19 protein-coding genes and 1 pseudogene are annotated in these 19,560 nt (G+C 53.6%); 9 read left to right on the forward strand and 11 right to left on the reverse strand.

Annotated features, from left to right (window positions below):
* Nucleotides 1–28: 28 nt before the first annotated feature.
* Nucleotides 29–1,402 (reverse strand): MFS transporter, encoded by a 1,374-nt coding sequence (locus ACFL9S_RS04555; RefSeq protein ID WP_405260494.1) that lies wholly within the window; start codon nucleotides 1,400–1,402, stop codon nucleotides 29–31.
* 188 nt (nucleotides 1,403–1,590) lie between these two features.
* Between ACFL9S_RS04555 and kdgR the strand changes: the two genes are divergently transcribed.
* Nucleotides 1,591–2,382: a DNA-binding transcriptional regulator KdgR gene (gene kdgR, locus ACFL9S_RS04560; RefSeq protein ID WP_405260496.1), complete on the forward strand. Its 792-nt coding sequence runs from the start codon at nucleotides 1,591–1,593 to the stop codon at nucleotides 2,380–2,382.
* A gap of 38 nt (nucleotides 2,383–2,420) precedes the next feature.
* On the opposite strand, the gene ACFL9S_RS04565 is transcribed toward kdgR, so the two are convergent.
* On the reverse strand, nucleotides 2,421–2,657 hold the full coding sequence (locus ACFL9S_RS04565) for a YobH family protein (RefSeq protein ID WP_405260498.1): 237 nt from the start codon (nucleotides 2,655–2,657) through the stop codon (nucleotides 2,421–2,423).
* Between the two features lie 230 nt (nucleotides 2,658–2,887).
* Between ACFL9S_RS04565 and ACFL9S_RS04570 the strand changes: the two genes are divergently transcribed.
* From ACFL9S_RS04570 to rlmA, 5 genes and pseudogenes are all read left to right on the forward strand, one after another.
* The gene (locus ACFL9S_RS04570; protein ID WP_405260499.1) at nucleotides 2,888–3,163 is read left to right on the forward strand and encodes a YebO family protein; all 276 of its coding nucleotides are present in this window, start codon (nucleotides 2,888–2,890) and stop codon (nucleotides 3,161–3,163) included.
* A gap of 19 nt (nucleotides 3,164–3,182) precedes the next feature.
* Nucleotides 3,183–4,187 (forward strand): MBL fold metallo-hydrolase, encoded by a 1,005-nt coding sequence (locus ACFL9S_RS04575; protein ID WP_405260501.1) that lies wholly within the window; start codon nucleotides 3,183–3,185, stop codon nucleotides 4,185–4,187.
* Between the two features lie 535 nt (nucleotides 4,188–4,722).
* Nucleotides 4,723–4,794: pseudogene (locus ACFL9S_RS04580) on the forward strand (DUF2627 domain-containing protein); the annotation flags it as partial.
* An 85-nt stretch (nucleotides 4,795–4,879) separates the two neighbouring features.
* Nucleotides 4,880–5,089, forward strand: coding sequence for a transcription antiterminator/RNA stability regulator CspE (cspE, locus tag ACFL9S_RS04585; protein ID WP_001062678.1), 210 nt, complete (start codon nucleotides 4,880–4,882; stop codon nucleotides 5,087–5,089).
* Nucleotides 5,090–5,252: 163 nt separating this feature from the next.
* Entirely contained in the window at nucleotides 5,253–6,110 is an 858-nt protein-coding gene (gene rlmA / locus ACFL9S_RS04590) for a 23S rRNA (guanine(745)-N(1))-methyltransferase (protein WP_405260503.1), read from the forward strand.
* Here the strand turns inward: rlmA and ACFL9S_RS04595 are convergent.
* The 4 genes from ACFL9S_RS04595 to manX all read right to left on the reverse strand — a co-directional run bounded on the left by ACFL9S_RS04595 (nucleotide 6,091) and on the right by manX (nucleotide 9,297).
* The gene (locus tag ACFL9S_RS04595) at nucleotides 6,091–6,549 is read right to left on the reverse strand and encodes a DUF986 family protein (protein ID WP_405260505.1); all 459 of its coding nucleotides are present in this window, start codon (nucleotides 6,547–6,549) and stop codon (nucleotides 6,091–6,093) included. The genes rlmA and ACFL9S_RS04595 overlap by 20 nt on opposite strands.
* Nucleotides 6,550–6,615: 66 nt before the next feature.
* Nucleotides 6,616–7,464, reverse strand: a complete 849-nt coding sequence (locus ACFL9S_RS04600; RefSeq protein ID WP_405260507.1) for a PTS mannose transporter subunit IID — start codon at nucleotides 7,462–7,464, stop codon at nucleotides 6,616–6,618.
* A 15-nt stretch (nucleotides 7,465–7,479) separates the two neighbouring features.
* On the reverse strand, nucleotides 7,480–8,280 hold the full coding sequence (locus ACFL9S_RS04605; RefSeq protein ID WP_405260509.1) for a PTS mannose/fructose/sorbose transporter subunit IIC: 801 nt from the start codon (nucleotides 8,278–8,280) through the stop codon (nucleotides 7,480–7,482).
* A gap of 57 nt (nucleotides 8,281–8,337) precedes the next feature.
* Nucleotides 8,338–9,297: a PTS mannose transporter subunit IIAB gene (gene manX, locus ACFL9S_RS04610; RefSeq protein ID WP_405260510.1), complete on the reverse strand. Its 960-nt coding sequence runs from the start codon at nucleotides 9,295–9,297 to the stop codon at nucleotides 8,338–8,340.
* Nucleotides 9,298–9,812: 515 nt separating this feature from the next.
* On the opposite strand from manX, the gene ACFL9S_RS04615 reads away from it, so the two are divergent.
* Nucleotides 9,813–11,375, forward strand: coding sequence for a TerC family protein (locus tag ACFL9S_RS04615; RefSeq protein ID WP_405260512.1), 1,563 nt, complete (start codon nucleotides 9,813–9,815; stop codon nucleotides 11,373–11,375).
* Nucleotides 11,376–11,456: 81 nt separating this feature from the next.
* On the opposite strand, the gene ACFL9S_RS04620 is transcribed toward ACFL9S_RS04615, so the two are convergent.
* The 4 genes from ACFL9S_RS04620 to pabB all read right to left on the reverse strand — a co-directional run bounded on the left by ACFL9S_RS04620 (nucleotide 11,457) and on the right by pabB (nucleotide 16,750).
* Nucleotides 11,457–13,019, reverse strand: a complete 1,563-nt coding sequence (locus ACFL9S_RS04620) for an EAL domain-containing protein (RefSeq protein WP_405260514.1) — start codon at nucleotides 13,017–13,019, stop codon at nucleotides 11,457–11,459.
* Between the two features lie 240 nt (nucleotides 13,020–13,259).
* Nucleotides 13,260–14,624, reverse strand: coding sequence for an L-serine ammonia-lyase (locus ACFL9S_RS04625; RefSeq protein WP_405260516.1), 1,365 nt, complete (start codon nucleotides 14,622–14,624; stop codon nucleotides 13,260–13,262).
* Nucleotides 14,625–14,820: 196 nt separating this feature from the next.
* On the reverse strand, nucleotides 14,821–15,393 hold the full coding sequence (locus tag ACFL9S_RS04630; protein WP_405260517.1) for a CoA pyrophosphatase: 573 nt from the start codon (nucleotides 15,391–15,393) through the stop codon (nucleotides 14,821–14,823).
* Nucleotides 15,383–16,750 (reverse strand): aminodeoxychorismate synthase component 1, encoded by a 1,368-nt coding sequence (gene pabB / locus ACFL9S_RS04635; RefSeq protein ID WP_405260519.1) that lies wholly within the window; start codon nucleotides 16,748–16,750, stop codon nucleotides 15,383–15,385. The genes ACFL9S_RS04630 and pabB overlap by 11 nt, the downstream gene beginning before the upstream one ends.
* A gap of 115 nt (nucleotides 16,751–16,865) precedes the next feature.
* On the opposite strand from pabB, the gene ACFL9S_RS04640 reads away from it, so the two are divergent.
* Nucleotides 16,866–17,096, forward strand: a complete 231-nt coding sequence (locus ACFL9S_RS04640) for a YoaH family protein (protein WP_405260521.1) — start codon at nucleotides 16,866–16,868, stop codon at nucleotides 17,094–17,096.
* Nucleotides 17,097–17,131: 35 nt separating this feature from the next.
* Here the strand turns inward: ACFL9S_RS04640 and ACFL9S_RS04645 are convergent, their stop codons facing one another.
* Nucleotides 17,132–17,476 carry a RidA family protein gene (locus tag ACFL9S_RS04645; protein WP_405260522.1) on the reverse strand — a complete coding sequence of 115 codons (345 nt, stop codon included), beginning with the start codon at nucleotides 17,474–17,476 and terminating at the stop codon, nucleotides 17,132–17,134.
* A gap of 132 nt (nucleotides 17,477–17,608) precedes the next feature.
* On the opposite strand from ACFL9S_RS04645, the gene ACFL9S_RS04650 reads away from it, so the two are divergent.
* The gene (locus ACFL9S_RS04650) at nucleotides 17,609–19,519 is read left to right on the forward strand and encodes an ATP-dependent DNA helicase (RefSeq protein ID WP_405260523.1); all 1,911 of its coding nucleotides are present in this window, start codon (nucleotides 17,609–17,611) and stop codon (nucleotides 19,517–19,519) included.
* Nucleotides 19,520–19,560: the final 41 nt, after the last annotated feature.

Here is a 19,560-nt window from a genome sequence, read left to right on the forward strand (position 1 = left end):
AACCCGCCTTCGGCGGGTTTTTTTATGCTCACGCGTTGCGGGGCTGAGTGATGCGCAGGGCACTGACCAGCGCGGCTACGGTGGCAAAGCTGCCAGCGAGCAGCAGAGAGAGGTGAGTTCCCTGAGTGGCGTAGAGGTTAAACATCAAGGCCACCAGCGCAGCACCGCTGGCCTGGCCCAGCAGCCTTGCTGTACCCAGCATTCCACTGGCACCACCGCTACGATGGCGTGGTGCAGAGGAAATAATGGTGTGATTGTTGGGCGACTGGAACAGACCAAATCCGGCACCGCATAACATCATGCGCCAGATAATATCGACGTCAGCAGGGTTGGCAGGCAATAAAGCGAGAGCAAACAACCCGCTGGCAAACATGGCCAGGCCAATAGCGCCCAGCAACCCGGCATGAACGCGTTCAATCAGCCTGCCAGCAATCGGCGCCATCACCATGGTGGCCAGCGGCCAGGGCGTCAGCAGTAGCCCTGTGGCGACCTCGCTGCGGCCCAGTACGCTTTGCAAAAAGAACGGCAGTGAAACCATTGCCAGCATTTGTGCACAGAAAGAGCACACCGATGTGCCAATCGACAACGCAAAGACCGGAATACGGAAAAGATCCACCGGCAGCAGCGGGAACGTCATCTTAAGCTGACGACGAATAAACAGAGTACCGACGACCAGCAGTAACAGCAGCTCTGCCAGCAACAGCCGTCCATCCACACCCTGGGCGAAGCCACTCAGTAGCGAGATAAGCAAGCCGAAGGTGAGGGCGTTCATTACGCCGCTGGTGACATCAAAACGCTGTCCCTGAGACTTTTGCTGATTGTCTGGCAGAAAACGCAGGGCCAGATACAGTGCGGCAATGCCGACCGGGATATTGATCAGGAATAGCCACTGCCAGGAGGCAACAGACAGTATCGCAGCGGCCACGGTTGGCCCGGCGGCGCTGGAAACAGCGACAATCAACGAATTTATCCCCATGCCGCGCCCGAGATGGCGCTGTGGGTAGATAATCCGTATCAGTGCGGTGTTAACGCTCATCAGTGCTGCGCCGCCAAATCCCTGCAACACGCGGGCGAACGTTAACATGCTCAGTGAATCAGAGAGCGCACAGAATAGTGACGTGCAGGTAAACAGCACCAGACCCCACTGATAGATGCGGCGATAACCCAGCATATCGCCGAGAAAGGAGAGCGACAGCAGCGAGACAATTATCGCCAACTGGTAGGCGTTCACAATCCAGATGGACTGCGCCGGGCTGGCATGCAGCTCGCGGGCGATGGTCGGTAGTGCAACGTTAGCAATGGCACCATCAAGCGCAGCGACAGTAATGCCGAGTGCAATGGCTAGAATTGCCCCGTAGCGTTGGGGTAACGGTAAACCGTCGGTCGGAGATTCAGGAGGCATGGTGATGAAATAATAAGAAGGGCGAATATCACCATGCTAATGGTTTTTACGATTTTTTCCAGTCTGTAACTGGCTGAAAACTATCACCGGATGTGTCCGCCATCACGCGCTGGTCGTTGCACACGCAGAGGGCGGGTCGTATAATGGAAATAGCGTTCCATTTTTTATAAAACACATAAAGGTAAAACATGATCAGTGCCGATTCAGATAAACAACCAGATTCCGTCTCTTCGGTTATGAAAGTGTTTGGCATTTTGCAGGCGCTGGGCGAAGAGCGTGAAAATGGCATCACCGAGCTTTCACAGCGAGTGATGATGTCGAAAAGTACTGTTTACCGTTTCCTCCAGACGATGAAAACCCTGGGATATGTCTCGCAGGAAGGGGAGTCCGAGAAGTATGCACTGACCCTTAAACTGTTCGAACTCGGGGCAAAAGCGTTACAGAATGTCGATCTGATCCGCAGTGCCGATGTGCAGATGCGTGATATTTCGCGCCAGACGAAAGAAACGATTCACCTGGGTGCCCTGGAAGAAGACAGCATCGTTTACATCCATAAGGTGGATTCGTTATACAACCTGCGAATGTATTCCCGCATTGGTCGCCGTAATCCGCTGCACAGTACGGCAATTGGTAAAGTCCTGCTGGCCTGGCGAGACCGCACTGAAGTAGAAGAGATTCTGGAGGGTGTCGAGTTTACCCGCAGCACGTCAAGGACGCTCGACAGTGCGGCTGCACTGCTGCCCGCGCTGGACCAGGTGCGTTCTCAGGGCTTCGGGGAGGATAATGAAGAGCAGGAAGAGGGGCTGCGTTGTATCGCTGTGCCGGTATTCGATCGCTTTGGTGTCGTCATTGCCGGTCTGAGTATTTCATTCCCGACTATTCGCTTCTCGGAAGAACATAAAAAAGGGTATGTTGCGATGCTGCATCTGGCGGCGAAAAACATCTCCGAGCAGATGGGCTACCACAGCTATCCCTTCTGATGCTGAACGGGCCAGCAGTGTGCTGGCCCGTTTGTTTGTCAGTTGTCGACCACTTCCGTACTTTTCCTCAACAGAGGGCAATCCGTCACGCCGATAATCCCGCTATCTGTATGCAGATACTGCGCAATCACCATACCGCGCGCCGTCAGATATTGGCACTGAAGCCCCATACCCGCGACATTTTTGTTGCTGCCTGTCAGAATGCCATAACCTGTCAATAGCATCGCCAGCCAGATGATGACCAGCAGTGCAACGATCCGTAGCAAAAATTTCATGTGTATCCCCTTATTATTGTTCAGGCTGTGTCCTCACTGCCCGCGCTAAGCATAGCAGCATGCAGGTTACTGGTAGTGAAATCGATAAGAGGATACTGAAAGCGCTGATCATTTCTGCCGTCGCACCGTGAGTATTTTGTGATGCAGCTATCAATTAACGCCTGAGCAGGTAAAATCATGTCTGCGGCGCTACCGTACTTCGGTAGCCCATTTTCAGTTTTGAGGCATGTATGAACGAAATGACGACAGGTGCGATGGATATCGCGTCAATGGGTGTGGTGACCGTGCTGGTCATTATCGGGTTGGTTGTCTGGTTTTTTGTGAATCGGGCCAGCGTCAGGGCAAACCAGCAGATTCAGTTGCTGGAAGCGCTGCTGGAAGAGCAGAAAAAACAGAATACGTTGCTGCGCCGCCTGACCGACTCGGTCGCCGGTAAAGAGCAGGCAGAAAAAACGCCGGATACCACTGAGAACAAAGACTTTACCCGTCTGATCCCGGAGCGTTAATTCCATAAAGGAGCCGTCAATGGCCTGGCAGAATCCCTGGTTTAACCCTGCGCAACCTCACCATACACCGGAGGGGTTTCGTAACCTGGAGCCGGACCTGCGTCAGAACGGCGATCTCAAGCGCTGGCGGCAAGAGCGTAAGCAGCAGGGATTGCCCCGTCCACCAGCGCAAGGCTATGAACAGTTCATCAGACAATGGTGGCAGCCCGCCGATCTCAGCGGTGAGCAGGATACCGTCTGGTGGCTGGGTCATGCCTGTTTGCTGTTACGGACAGCCGGACATTATACCCTGATCGATCCGGCGCTCTCGTCACGCGCTTCTCCTCTCAGTTTCTATGGCCCGCAGCGTAAAACGCCGCCTGCGTTGGCTATTGACGATTTACCTCGCTTAGATGTGGTGCTGATCTCCCACAATCATTACGACCATCTTGACCGTCCAACGATAAAAAAAATTCTGCGTCGTTTTCCGCACGTCACCTTTGTGGTGCCACTGGGACTGGAAACGTGGTTTAAGCATATTGGCGCGCGTCAGGTCGTGTCCCTGGACTGGTGGCAGCAGGTGCAAACGTGCGGACTTACCCTTCACGCGGTGCCTGCACGTCACTGGAGTATGCGCACGCTCTGGGATCGAAATCGCTCACTCTGGTGCGGCTGGGTGATACAAAATCCGACGCTTAATTTCTGGTTTAGCGGTGACAGTGGTTATTCAGACAGTCTGCTGGAGATCCCTCGTCGGTTAGGACCGTTTACGCTTGCCGCCTTGCCGGTTGGTGCTTATGCACCAAAATGGTTCATGCAGGGCCAACATATGGACCCGGACCAGGCGGTATCGTTGCACCATGCAATAGGTGAACCCGTGACGATCCCGATCCATTGGGGGGTGTTCGAGCTTGCTGATGAGTCGCTGGATGAACCGCCTCGCGTACTCGTGCAGGTAATGCAGTCCGCAGGGCTGGGTTTGGCCCGTTTTAAGCCGTGGATAATCGGTGGTAAAATGATGCTGGATAATATCAAGTCGGATTGACCTTAACGCTGTTTTCTTATATCGCGGTGAAAATTAAGAAACCCGAATCTAATAATGCAAATAGATTGATATGATTTTGATAATACACGTGGTGAGATCAATGCTTTTAAATGGGGCATAGAGATGGCGACTTTCATGATTTTGGTGCAATACAAATATACATTGGCGCCAATGCCGGATTTTTGTACAGTTAAAAACAGATCACCCCATTTATCGGGTGTTTATCAACGATAACTTTCATCAATGCTTTGCCATATTTATGCAATGATTTCAGCATAAAATATCAGGTTTATGCAGTATCAGCCTAGACTTCATGCTATCTGCGGTTTAAGATATCGCAACACTGAACAGGCAGTGAAAGGGTTCAGCAGGGGAATGTGTTCATCGTTGATGAAGCTTCATGCATTAATGTGCAATCTGTATCGGCTATCGTTTCAAATGTGTGCGACATCTCTATCTCTGTTTAAAAATGACTTGCCATTAATTAACGGATATGTGATAAAACATTCGGGTAAAACGAGGTACAGTTCTGTTTATGTATGGCATCTTCAGTAAAGAAGTTCTGAGTAAAGACGTTGACGTTGAATTCCACTTCCTTGCCGATCTTTAATTTAGTGCCTCATGCAGTAATGTCTCTGGTTTTTCTGTAAGTAAAGCCCACGGGCGAATAAACACTCTAAGGAATTTGCAAAATGGCAAAGATTAAAGGTCAGGTTAAGTGGTTCAACGAGTCTAAAGGTTTTGGTTTCATCACTCCTGCTGACGGCAGCAAAGATGTATTCGTACATTTCTCTGCAATCCAGGGTAATGGCTTCAAAACTCTGGCTGAAGGCCAGAACGTTGAGTTCGAAATCCAGGACGGCCAGAAAGGCCCTGCTGCTGTGAACGTCACCGCTATCTAATTTTCGATCTGAGCCTGTCATTGCCGCCCTGCGTGTAATCCAGGCTGAAATCTGAATACTAAAGCCTCGTCAGAAATGACGGGGCTTTTTTGCATCATTGTCTGCGGGATTTTCACCGGGCTTTGCAGTAAACTGCCGCGTCATCTGTTTATGGAGTGTTGTTATGTCGTACCAGTGTCCTCTCTGCCAGCAACCGCTGCTGTTTAACCAGCGCGTCTACAGTTGCCTGAATCATCATCAGTTTGATCAGGCAAAAGAGGGCTATGTCAATTTGCTGCCGGTACAGCATAAACGCTCTAAACAGCCCGGTGACAGTGCTGACATGATGCAGGCGAGACGTAACTTCCTGGATGCCGGGCACTATCAACCACTACAGCAACAGGTCTGTGATTTGCTGGTGCGTGTTTTACCGCAATCGCCAGTCAGTGTGCTGGATATTGGCTGTGGGGAAGGGTATTACACGCATGAAGTGGCCAACCGTCTGGAAGCGCAGGGGGAGGCGAAAGTCTACGGTCTGGATGTGGCGAAGATTGCCGTGCGTGCCGGGGCAAAGCGTTATCGGAATGTTGAGTTCTGCGTGGCGTCCAGCCATCGCCTGCCGTTCAGCGATCACCAGTTTGATGCCGTGCTGCGCATTTACGCTCCCTGCAAAGCAGAGGAGCTGGCGCGCGTGATCAGGCCGCAGGGTTATGTGCTGACAGTGACGCCCGGTCCGCGCCATCTGATGCAGTTTAAAGCGCTGATCTACCAGGATGTGCAGTTGCACGATACCACGCCTGAAGAGATGCCGGGCTTTACGCTGGTCGAAGAGCAGCAGCTAAGCTATCCCATGACATTGAACAGCGAAGAGTCTGGCGCGCTGTTACAGATGACGCCCTTCGCCTGGCGTGCGCGCCCTGAAGTGTGGGGCATCCTGGCCACTACCGAGCAGTTCTCCTGTGAGACCGACTTTACCCTGCGTCTGTGGCAGCGCGATACCGCCCCGGCCATCGCGATGGATGCTAACGACTCTCCAGCATGACCTGATAAATCTTCTCCAGATCGTCGAGCTGACGCACATGGATCAGTAAACGACGTTTTTCCAGTGCAATCACCAGCACGCCATCTTCAGACAGGTTGATGGCGCTGATCCGCTCCCACGGAATAAAAAGGTTAGCGTAGAAAAAGCCATGCTGCTTAAGCAGCAGCTTCGGCGCGCGGATCCAGAATAACCACGCCGTTAACGCACCCAGCGCCATCAGCAGCAGGGTGGTGATCTGCGGCCCCTGGTCACTGACATTTTTGTACAGCAGGATTGCTAACAGACCGACGAAAATCATGCTGTCGAGTTTGTTACGCCGCTGCAACAGCACTTTCAGCCGCGTTGGGCCATGCAAGTGGTCCATGATCAGTTCGTCGTAGATCGCATAAAGAAAAATCAAAACAATAGACAGAACAATCAGGTAATCAGTCAAAAACATATCAGCGTCCAAAAAAAGGGCCAGACTGTGCTGGCCCCTGATAGAAAATGTTGTAGCAATGCGCGGTTAAACGCCCAGCAGGCCGACCCAGTAACCGAAGATACCAATCACGAAGAAGCCCATAATAATCCACAACGCGTTGACTTTACGACGCAGCAGCCACATACATCCGAAGGTAAGCAGCAGCGGAATTAAGCCTGGCATCAGCTGATCAAGAATCGACTGCACGGTGGTGACGGTGGTTTTCCCGGTCTGGTCGGTGATCCTCGATACGACCAACGGCACGTTAACGTGAGTCCATTTATTGACCAGCGCCCCCATCACAAAGAGGCCGAGAATGGATGCCCCCTCAGTCAGTTTTTGCAGGAAGCCGCCGCCCATATCACTGACGATATCCACCCCTTTGCGATAACCGTAAGCCACGCCGTAATAACGTACCAGCAAACGCACAAAGTTAAACAGTACGAAGAACAGCAGCGGGCCAAGCAGGCTGCCACTCATGGCGATACCGGCACCCAGTGCCGCAAATACCGGGCGCACGGTTCCCCAGAAGATCGGGTCACCCACACCGGCCAGCGGTCCCATCAGGCCCACCTTGATGCCGTTAATCGCGGCGTCATCGATGGCGGCACCGTTCGCACGCTGCTCTTCCATCGCCATTGTCACGCCAAGCACCGGTGCGGCAACATACGGATGGGTGTTGAAAAATTCCAGATGGCGTTTAATCGCCTGTTTACGGTCGTCGTTGTTCTCCGGGTACAGACGGCGGATCACCGGCACCATGGAATAACAGAATCCCAGCGCCTGCATGCGTTCGAAGTTCCACGAACCCTGGAACAGGTTTGAGCGTAAGAACACACCACGGATGTCGCCTGGTGTTAATTTCTTCTGCGTAGTGGTAGTTGTATCAACCATTTCTCTCACCTTTCCTTAATCGAGTTCGTTATCAAGGTCATTATTCGCCGGGCCTGACGCCTGTGCTCCAGCAACACGGTTATATTTCGGTGCCAGCTGGATATACAGGATGGCCATCACCACGCCGATCACGCCCAGCGCGACCAGGTTGAAGCTGGTGAATGCCGCGGTCACGAAGCCGAGGTAGAAGAACGGCATCAGATAACCCGCACGCATCATGTTAATGACCATCGCGTAACCGACCACCACGATCATGCCACCGGCAATATTCAGACCGTTGGTCACCACGTCTGGAATTGAGTTCAGCAATTCCTGCACCAGATGGGTGCCGACAGAAACGGCAACAATCAGTGCCGGGATGGCGATACGCATGGCCTGCAAGACCAGCGCGGAAACGTGGATCCATGAGATAGCGCTTAAGTTACCTTTCTCGGCGGCTTTGTCAGCCGCATGCTGGAAGGCGACAGTAATAGTACGCACAATAATCGTGAGCACCTGACCGGCAGCGGCTAGCGGGATGGCGAGGGCAATACCGGCACCCACACTTTGCCCACCGGCAATAACCAGGATAGTTGAGATGATCGACGCCAGCGCCGCATCGGGCGCCACAGCGGCACCAATGTTCATCCAGCCCAGGGCGATCATCTCCAGCGTACCGCCGATGATGATGCCGGTTTTCATATCGCCGAGAACGGCACCAATTAACGTACAGGCCACTAATGGCCGGTGGAACTGAAATTCATCGAGGATCGATCCCATACCTGCAATACAGGCGACGATAAAAATCAGAACAATTTGCAGCGTGGTAATCTCCATTACACTTTTCCTCTTTAATGCCAGAACGGAGTTCAACCTGAAACATCAGGCCACGGGCTACTGAGCTATTTTGCCGATCAGATCCATCATTTTGAGCCGCTGATCGCTGGACACTTTGCGTACTTCCAGCTCAATACCGCGATCGTTTAGCTTTTTAAACGCCTCAATATCTTTCTCATCAACCGAGACTGCATTGTTCACCTGGGTTTTGCCCTGGCGGAAGGCCATGCCTCCGATATTCACCGAGGGGATGGTGACACCGGCTTCAACCAGGCGGACAACGTCAGTCGGATTGGTGAATAACAGCATGACTTTGTCTTTGCCGTATTTCGGGTTATCCCACACACGGATCATTTTGGCGACATCCACCACATGAGCGGTGACACCGGGTGGAGCCACCTGAGTGAGGAGCGTTTTACGTACCTTGTCAGCGGCCACTTCATCACTGACGACAATAATGCGTGTGACGTTGGTTTCCTTGGTCCAGCGTGTGGCAACTTGCCCGTGGATCAGGCGGTCATCGATACGCGCCAGCCCGATTTTCATATGTTCACCGGGCAGAAGAGGAGCCTGCGGAGCGGCAGGGGCTTTTGGTTTAGCGACAGGTGTAGCTTCAGGGATTTTGGCTTTCAGTGCTTTGACGCCCTCGCGCCCGGTTTCAACGGCCAGTGCGACCAGATCATCAAACGTGGGATTATCGTCACGTGCCATCAGCACTTCGACCAGCATCGGAATATTGACCCCGGCGACAACGTCGTAACCTGGTTTATCAACCACAATGCGGCTGGCGGCGTTAAACGGGCTGCCTCCCCATGTATCAACCAGAAACAGCACGCCCTGCGTACTGTCCATCTTTGCCAGCTGCGCCTGGTATTTTTCTATCAACGTCTCGGCGTTTTCCCCGGGGACAAAGTCGATCCAGCCGACATTTTCCTGTTCCCCTAACAGCATTTCGGCGGTCTTCAGCAGTTGTTCTGCTGCCCAGCCGTGCGTGCCAATCACTATAGCAATAGTCACTTGCTACCTCCTGTATCAGTTGGCAACGGCTCAGTTTGCAAGCCGCGCGAGGTTCACCTGAATCCTGTTGCATCCAGTATGATTGAGGTCCAACTTTTATTGCAGGCGGTGAAAACGTATCAGCGCCTTTAAACACACAGCGTAGTAACGGGAATTATTTTAGTACGCGAAAAAATAAATTATGTGACGGTGCTCAGCTATTTAGACGTTAATCGCGATTTCTGGAACCTGGGTGAAACATTATCCAGAAATGAACAACGCCTGCGGGAATGTAAGAAATTATTTTGCCGCGCATGTTTCACCTGATAGAGTAGGGATCCTTTTTCAATACAGGAGTAACGGGCCTCAGCCCTCCCTATGGACTGTCACCGAAGTCGCTTAATCATGCCGCCGGGCTTTCCGGTATCGCTTTTAACGTCTCCTGACGTAACCGTACATTCCACTTGTTGTCATCCCTGCTGCACGCTCATTCGAACGTCTGCTGCGTATTCCCGTTCCTTTTTCCGGAGTCTGTCATGGAATTTCTCTTAGACCCCTCAATCTGGGCAGGTCTCTTCACGCTCATCGTTCTTGAGATTGTGCTGGGTATTGATAACCTGGTTTTTATTGCCATCCTTGCAGACAAATTGCCACCGAAGCAGCGCGATAAAGCGCGTCTTATTGGCCTGTCACTGGCGCTGATTATGCGTCTGGGGCTGCTGTCGCTGATTTCATGGATAGTGACGTTAACCACCCCGCTGTTTAGCCTTGGCGACTTCAGCTTCTCCGGCCGCGACCTTATTCTGCTGCTCGGGGGACTGTTCCTGTTATTCAAAGCCACCATGGAACTCCATGAACGGCTTGAAAACCGTGACATGAATGCCGGTGGTAATAAAGGCTATGCCAGTTTCTGGTCGGTGGTGGTGCAGATCGTTATTCTTGATGCCGTGTTCTCGCTTGATGCGGTGATCACAGCGGTCGGGATGGTCAACAACCTCGCCATTATGATGACTGCCGTGGTGATCGCGATGGGTGTTATGTTGCTGGCTTCCAAGCCGCTGACAAACTTCGTCAACGCGCACCCGACGGTGGTCGTGCTGTGTCTGAGCTTCCTGCTGATGATTGGTCTCAGCCTGGTGGCAGAAGGATTCGGTTTCCATATTCCGAAAGGTTACCTGTATGCCGCGATTGGCTTCTCAATCCTGATTGAGCTGTTCAACCAGATTGCGCGCCATAACTTTATGCGCCATCAGGAAAGGCGACCGATGCGTGAGCGTACCGCCGAGGCGATTCAGCGCCTGATGGGCGGCCGTCGCCAGAACGAAAACCACGGCAGTGAGAGCAGCGAAGTCGCCGCCATCATGCCGCAGGAAGCGTTTAAAGACGAAGAGCGTTACATGATCAACGGCGTACTGACCCTGGCTTCACGCTCCGTGCGCAGCATCATGACACCGCGCGGCGAGATCTCCTGGGTGGATGCAACGCGTCCGATAGATGAAATTCGCATTCAGCTTCTGGATACGCCACACAGCTTATTCCCGGTCTGCCGTGGTGAGCTGGATGAGATTATCGGGGTGGTGCGTGCCAAAGAGCTGCTGGTTGCCCTGGAACACGGTCTGGATGTCGCCAGCTTCGCATCAGCCACACCGCCGATTATCGTACCAGAGACACTTGACCCGCTGAATCTGCTGGGCGTGCTGCGCCGTGCCAAAGGCAGCTTTGTGGTGGTGACCAGTGAGTTCGGTGTGGTACAGGGGCTGATTACGCCGCTGGATGTGCTGGAAGCAATCGCGGGCGAGTTCCCGGACGAAGATGAAACCCCGGATATTATCGCTGATGGTGATGGCTGGCTGGTCAAAGGCGGGACGGATCTGCACTCGCTACAACAGTTGCTGGATACGCAGGAACTGGTGAGGCCGGAAGACGATCATGCCTCGCTGGCGGGCCTGCTGATTGAGCAGAAAGGGCAGTTACCTAAGCCTGGCGAAGTGATTGAACTGCTACCGCTGCGCTTCCAGATTATCGAAGCCACCGATTATCGCATTGACCTGGTTCGTGTGACGAAACAGCGCGATGAGCACGACGAAGACGGCCATTAAAAAATAAAGGGGCCAGGTATTCACCAGGCCCCTTAGCAATAATGTTACGGGCAGACCCTGCAAAGGTCTGCCCGTTTTCGATCAGGTTTCCAGTGTTTCTTCATGATTCACCAGCCAGTCTGGGAAATCTTCTAACGGCATCGGGCGCGCATAGAAGTAACCTTGCAACACATCCACGCCTTTCTCGCGAAGATAAGCGGCCTGTTCTGCCGTTTCTACCCCTTCGGCCACCAGGCTGATATTCAGCCGTTGCGCCAGAGAGATCACCATATCGGTCACTGTTGCATTAATCGCATCGGTTCCAATTGCTGCCGTGAACACCTTATCGATTTTCAGCACGTCCGGGCTGAGAGTCTTCAGGTAGGAGAGCGAACTGTGCCCCGTACCGAAGTCATCAATCGCCAGTTTAACCCCAATCTTATGCAGATGTGAGACAACACGCTGATCGACTACCGGCAGTGAATCACGCTCTGTCAGCTCAACAATAAGCTGAGGCTTCGGGTTTGCCGGCCACCACAGGCGCTGTAAATCATCAATAATCGCCCGATCGTGGAAGTGGCTTGCCGCAACGTTGATAGCAATATGAAACGACTTACAGGCTGGCAGATCGGGCAGATGGCGAACCACCTCACTGATAACAAAGCGTGTCAGTGGAGCAATCAAGTTCTGCCGTTCAGCCAGCGGGATAAACACATCCGGCGGTATCCATCCCTGACGTGGGTTATGCCAGCGTAACAGCAGCTCAATACCGTCACAGCCACCGCTGCGCGCGTTAATCAGCGGCTGACAGTAAACCATAAACTCGCGTGCGGTAATGCCATAGCTGATTTGCCAGGACAAACTCATGCGGTTGGCGGTCGCCAGCCAGACAATGTATCCCATCAGTAAACTTAACAGCAGCGCCAGCGGCAGTTGCGAAGGTACCGTCATCAACGCCAGACGGGTAGGCGAGGGTCCGAACAGGGTAATAGAGAACGGGTAACGTAACGACGACTCTTCGTAGCTGACTTCATCCTCCGACGGCACCGCCGGTTCAATCATTGGATTCCCGTATTCGAGACTCTTTCCTCCGACATTGAAAATGGCGCGATCTACCCAGGGGAGCGTTGGCTCCAGCAGATAGTTGGTCATCAGCTCAATGTTGATGATCTGAATAATGCCTGAACGGTTATCCAGCGAACGCGGTGTCCAGAGCAGTAATACTGGAGAACCTTTAATCAGGTGTTCATCCACAGCCAGCATCATTCGCTGGTTATTCACCGCCAGTTCGGGGTAGTTATCAGTAAAAGGAATATCCGAACTGCCATAAATGCTCGAACAATAAATCCGGTCTTCATCGACCAGTAAAATGGATCTGACCGTCTGTAACGATGCCAGCTTCTCAATCAGTGGGAAACGTATGTCGCCACAGGTGAGCCCTACCAGACCAATCGTGTTATTCGCCGCCACATCCAGTGGCGAAAACATGCGATCAAAACGCTGGATGGCATTATCGGCAAATGTGCGCGATTGCTGCTCTATTCGGCCTTTCTCTTCCATAAAACGGAAGGTTAATGTGAGAATGAGCACCAACGCGGCAACAACCGCAGCGATGAGTAACCGCTTGCGGCGAAACTGTCCGAATACTTCCAGGGACATTTGCATCAGTAACCACCCTTAGATCAAGACGCGTATATAGAGATCGAATACCAATTATCGGCAACTGAGGCATTAAGTTTAGTAGTGCTGAAGAGAAAAGCGGAATGGCTCAAAAACAGGAACTTACTCTCAAAACACACGCCAAAACACTTTATCTATTTCCTGATGCTGGCGATAGCAGGGAGCTAAACTATTTTTGATGAATGGCGCAAAAAGAAACGCCACCGGGGAGGTGGCGTTGATGAATCAATCACACTGGACTTTTATCGCCAGTCCACCGCGCGATGTCTCGCGGTATTTTGCGTTCATGTCCTTGCCCGTCTCGTACATCGTCTCGATCACTTTATCGAGGGAGACGCGTGCTTCGCTGGTACGGCGCATCGCCATACGAGCGGAGTTAATCGCTTTTACCGAAGCAATCGCATTACGCTCAATGCACGGAACCTGAACCTGTCCTGCAACCGGGTCACAGGTCAGCCCCAGATTGTGTTCCATGCCGATTTCAGCCGCGACACAGACCTGTTCCGGGCTGGCACCTAGCAGTTCTGCCAGGCCTGCCGCCGCCATGGAGCAGGCAACACCCACTTCACCCTGGCAACCGACTTCAGCACCGGAGATCGAGGCGTTCATTTTATACAGAATGCCAATGGCGCCGGAGGCCATAAAGTAACGGGTAAAGATTTCCGGGGTAACGGGCTGAATAAAGTGGTCGTAGTAAGCCAGTACGGCAGGCACGATGCCGCATGCGCCGTTGGTCGGTGCGGTAACAACGCGGCCACCGGCAGCATTCTCTTCATTCACGGCCAGGGCAAACATATTGACCCAATCGATCACAATCATCGGGTCACTGGACATCTTATCTGAAGATACCAGCAGACGGCGCAGGGCAGAAGCACGGCGCGGAACGCGCAGTGGGCCGGGTAGCACACCTTCGGTATTCAGACCGCGATCGATACATTCACGCATTGTCTGCCAGATATCGGTGAAATAGCGCTCGATATCAGCACGGCTGTGAACGGCCTGCTCATTCTTCATGATCATGCCGGAGAGTGACAGCCCGGTCATCTGGCAGTGGGCCAGCATCTCTTTGGCCGAGTTGAACGGATAAGGAACGGCGACTTCATTGACCACCGATTTACCGAAGTTCTCTTCGTCAACGATAAAGCCGCCGCCAACAGAATAGTAGGTTTTGCTGTAGATACGCAGCTCGCCAGCAAAAGCGTGAATGCTCATGCCATTCTCATGCAGCGACAGGTTATCGCTGCGGAACACCATGCCGCCTTCACGTGGGAAATCAACTTCGTGGGCACCGTTGGCCAGCAGCAGACGCTGACGCTCTTCGACATCGCGGATAAAAGCAGGGATCGCGTCGATATCAACGCTTTCTGGCGATGCGCCAGACAGCCCCATAATAATGGCGATATCGGTATGGTGGCCTTTGCCCGTCAGGGACAGAGAACCATAGACATCGACAGCAATACGCGTCACCGAAGAGAGCTGGCGATTGTTCACCAGATCGTCGACGAACTGTTTGCCGGCTTTCATTGGGCCAACCGTATGAGAACTCGACGGGCCAATGCCGATCTTAAACATGTCGAAAACGCTAATCACGTTGTACGCTCCTTGGAGGATTTTTTAATCACGCAGTGGGAGAAGAAAAATTCGGGCACCCACAATTTGCGTGAAATATAAATGAAAAAACGCCGTATTGCAGTGATTTGGATCGCCATGTGGCAATAATCTGGTGAAAAATAATGTAAAGGCGCATTTTGAAGCAACTAATGGCTGTATTTTAGCCTGTTTATCATTATTTAGCCACTTGCAGGCTTAGCTGACGAATAATTCCGGCGGTCATGCCCCAGATAAAGTAGTCATCGAACCACGAAAGCCACACGCGGTGCATCTCTCCCGAGCGCTGAATGTCCAGCGGCGCATAGCGCCCAAGCCGCAGTGCTTCGCGCAGCGGCATCTCAAATACCGATTCCACTTCGCCTTCGTTAGCATGCCAGTTCAGGCCAGGTGGCAGCACGCCGACCACTGGTGTCACCTGAAAACCGGTGCTGCTGGTCACCGGCGGCAGCACACCAATCACCCGCACCGCATCAGGCGGGACAGCGACTTCTTCCTGTGCTTCCCGCAGGGCGGTGGCCACCAGAGAACGATCGCTGCTGTCCATCATGCCACCAGGGAAAGCCACCTGGCCCGCATGTTTTCGCAGCGAAGCCGCACGGCGTGTCAGCAGTAGCGTTGGTTCAGGATGCGCAATAATCGGTACCAGCACAGCCGCCTGACGGCGTGGCAAATTTTGCTGACCTGCCAGCGGCGGTTGCAACAGGAAACGGGTCAGAAAGCCTGCCAGAGACGGATGCTCAGCGTTCATCAGGCGGTGACTCCAGGCAGGGCAAAATGCGGTTCACTTTATCAAACGTCTCCTGATACTCAGAGGCTTCATCACTGTCAGCGACAATACCGCCACCGGCAGCACAATATAGCGTACTGTTCTCAGCAATCAGTGTGCGAATGGTGATGCTGGTGTCCATTCGTCCGCAGACGCTGAGATAGCCAATACTGCCACACCAGGCATTACGCCGTTGAGGTTCCAGTGTTTCAATAATTTCCATTGCCCGCACTTTTGGCGCGCCGGTAATAGAACCGCCAGGGAAACAGGCGCGCAGCAGATCGCAAGCGGTCAGGTCAGGCTTTAGCTCGGCGGTAATCGTGCTGACAAGATGATGCACGGCCGGGAACGCTTCGACGACAAATAACTCAGGGACTTTCACCGTGCCAGGTGTCGCCACGCGACCGATATCATTGCGCAGCAGATCCACGATCATCAGATTTTCGCTGCGATCTTTCGGGGAGCTCGCCAGCTTCTCGCCTTGCAGGCGATCGGCTGCGGGGTCCGCCAGGCGGGGAAGCGTACCTTTAATCGGACGGGTTTCAATCTGCCGGTGGCGCAGTTTAATAAACCGTTCCGGAGAAAGACTGAGGATCACGCTATCTGGCAGACGGATAAAGGCGCTAAACGGCGCGCGGTTAGCGCGGCACAGCCGTAAAAAGGCCTGCCACTCATCGCCGTGGTAGCGGGCGGCGAAACGCTGCGCCAGATTGACCTGGTAGCAGTCCCCGGACAGTAACCACTGCTGCACCTGGCGAAATTTTTCGCCGTACCGCTCGCGCGTCATATTTGCCTGCCACGCGCTGGTCAGCTGGAAGGGCAGCGCGGGCGTTGCCTGCTGAGCATCCAGCCACGTCAGACGCGTTGCGAGGTCACCCTGAACGACCAGCGTTAGCGTCTTCTTATGATGATCGGCGATTAACGCCCAGTCATAGATGCCGACCGCCATATCCGGTGTCGTCAGCTGTTGTTCGGCCGTTGCGGGTATCCGCTCAAAACGGCGCCCCAGATCATAACCAAACAGGCCAAGCGCGCCGCCCTGAAAGGGCAGATCATCCTGCTGTTGTGCCTGAAATCCGCAGGCTGTTAACTGCTGCTGGAGCAGCGTCAGCGGGTCGTCTTCGCTGACGCGGCAGATGCCATCCCGTTCAATCACGGTCTCCATGCCGCGCGCGGTCAGCGTCACCCGGGGATCAGCCACCATAATATCGAATCGGTTGTCACTGTGATCGGCGAAACCGGAATGCAGCAGCATCGCCCAGGGCCGATGGGAGAGGCGGGCAAAGTGATGCTCAACGGCATCTGGCGTATACTTAAGAAGATGATAAACAGGCGACATGGTTCTTCAGCAGAGAAATTTCAATCAGACGCCAAGCGTGACATATTTTTATGTCGCTGGCATCTCTTTGTCGCCCGTGGAATAATCCGCACCGCAATTCACCCCAGGAGTCACTATGTCTATAGGATTACCCGCGCTATCACACGAACAGCAGCAGGAAGCGGTTGAACGCATTCAGAAGCTGATGTCAGAGGGCATGAGCAGCGGCCAGGCGATTACCATGGTAGCTGCCGAAATCCGTGAGAACCACACTGGCGGTAATGTTCCGGTGATGTTCGATGAAGAAGAAGAAGACTACATGGGTGATAACAACCACGACGACGAAGAAGAAGAGTACGACGAATAAGTGGTTAACCCCTGCCAGCCCGGCAGGGGAAAGCGTTACCTGGCAGCAATCACTTTAATTTCGACCAGATATTTCGGGTTCATCAGGTTGGCCTGCACGGTGCAGCGCACCGGTGCGTTACCCGGAGAGACCCACGCATCCCACGCGCGATTCATCGCCGCAAAATCCGCTTTATTCACCAGAAAAATGGTGGCATCCAAAATCTTACTTTTGTCTGAACCGACGCGGGTCAGTAGCTTATCGATCACCGCCAGGGCATTTGCCGTCTGCGCTTCAGCATCTTCATCCAGATTTTCCGGTACGCTGGTGTAATACACCGTGTCGTTATGAATGACGGCTTCGGACATGCGGTGTTCAGGATCAATACGTTCAATGGTCATGCTGGCTCCTTTTAAATGCACTTAAAACCGCGACAGACTGGCACAGATTAGCGGTGCCTGTCATCTAAAGGGTGGAGTGCGCTGGCGGATACTGCCATAATCACTGTCGATTTAACCAGGTGGTGAGGGTATGTGGTAGACGATTTTGCAGCAGATGGCGCTCTGGCGCAGGCGATTCCCGGCTTCAGGCCACGTGAACCTCAGCGCGAGATGGCGGCTGCGGTTGCACGTGCCATTGACAGCAAAAGTGAGCTGGTCGTGGAAGCCGGAACAGGGACCGGGAAAACCTATGCCTATCTGGCCCCGGCGCTGCGCTCGGGTAAAAAAGTGATCGTCTCAACCGGCTCGAAGGCGCTGCAGGATCAGCTCTACAGCCGCGATCTGCCCACGGTGGCGAAGGCACTCAAATTCAAAGGCATCATGGCGCTGCTGAAAGGGCGATCTAACTATCTCTGCCTGGAGCGTCTGGAGCAGCAGTCAATGGCCGGTGGTGAACTGGCGGTGCAGGCAATGAGCGACCTTGTTCATCTGCGCGGCTGGTCAAACGAAACCGTGGATGGTGATATCAGCACCTGCGGTGGCGTCGCGGAAGACAGCACTATCTGGCCGCTGGTCACCAGCACCAACGATAACTGCCTGGGCAGTGACTGCCCGCAATATAAAGACTGCTTTGTCGTGAAAGCGCGTCGTAAAGCGATGGATGCCGATGTGGTGGTGGTCAATCATCATCTGTTCCTGGCGGATATGGTGGTGAAGGAGAGTGGTTTTGCCGAGCTGATCCCCGATGCCGACGTGATGATCTTCGATGAAGCGCATCAGGTGCCCGATATCGCCAGCCAGTATTTCGGGCAACAGCTTTCCAGCCGCCAGCTGCTCGATCTGGCAAAAGACATCACCATTGCCTACCGTACCGAAGTCCGTGATATGCAGCAGCTTCAGAAGTCGGCCGATCGTCTGGCACAAAGCACCCAGGATTTTCGTCTGTCGTTAGGTGATCCCGGTTTTCGCGGAAACCTGCGAGAGCTGCTGAGCAATCCGCAGATCCAGCGTGCCCTGCTGTTGCTGGATGATGCACTAGAACTCTGTTACGACGTGGCGAAACTCTCACTGGGGCGCTCTGCGCTTCTGGATGCGGCATTCGAACGCGCCTCTCTCTATCGCGGGCGCCTTAAACGCCTGAAAGACACTACGCAGCCCGGTTTCAGCTACTGGTATGAATGTAACGCGCGTAATTTTGTGCTGGCGCTGACGCCGCTCTCCGTTTCCGACCGTTTCCGTGAAGTGATGGATGAGCGCCCGGCGAGCTGGATATTTACCTCGGCAACGCTGGCCGTGAATGAACAGATGACGCACTTTGTTGAGCGGCTTGGCGTTGGGCAAGCGGAAACGTTGATCCTGAACAGCCCGTTTGACTTCGCCCGCCAGGCACTCCTCTGCGTGCCGCGTAACCTGCCATCACCCAATCAACCCGGCGGTGCCCGCCAGTTGGCCAGAATGATGAAGCCGCTGATTGAGGCGAATAACGGCCGTTGTTTCTTCCTTTGTACGTCCCATCAGGTGATGCGTGAGCTGGCTGCCGAATTTCGTGCCTCCATGACGCTCCCGGTTCTGCTGCAGGGGGAAACCAGCAAGGGACAGATCCTCAAGCAGTTTGTTGCCGCTGGTAATGCGCTGCTGGTGGCGACGAACAGTTTTTGGGAAGGGGTGGATGTACGCGGCGATGCGTTATCACTGGTGATTATCGATAAACTGCCGTTTACCTCGCCGGAAGACCCGCTGCTGAAAGCCCGTATGGAAGACTGTAAAGTGCGTGGCGGTGAACCGTTCGATGACGTGCAGCTGCCTGATGCAGTGATCGCGCTTAAACAGGGCGTCGGACGTTTGATACGTGACGTTGATGACCGTGGCGTCCTTGTTATCTGCGATAATCGTCTGGTGATGCGCCCTTACGGAGCGGTATTTCTTAACAGCTTGCCGCCAACGCCGCGCACGCGCGATCTGCAAAAAGCCGTGGACTTTCTCCAGTCAACGAAGCAGCAGTAATTAATCCAACGGCAATGTGCTATGATGCGCGCCGAAAATTT

Source organism: Erwinia sp. AnSW2-5 (assembly GCF_045107195.1).
In the GTDB taxonomy this organism is placed as follows: Bacteria; Pseudomonadota; Gammaproteobacteria; order Enterobacterales; family Enterobacteriaceae; genus Erwinia.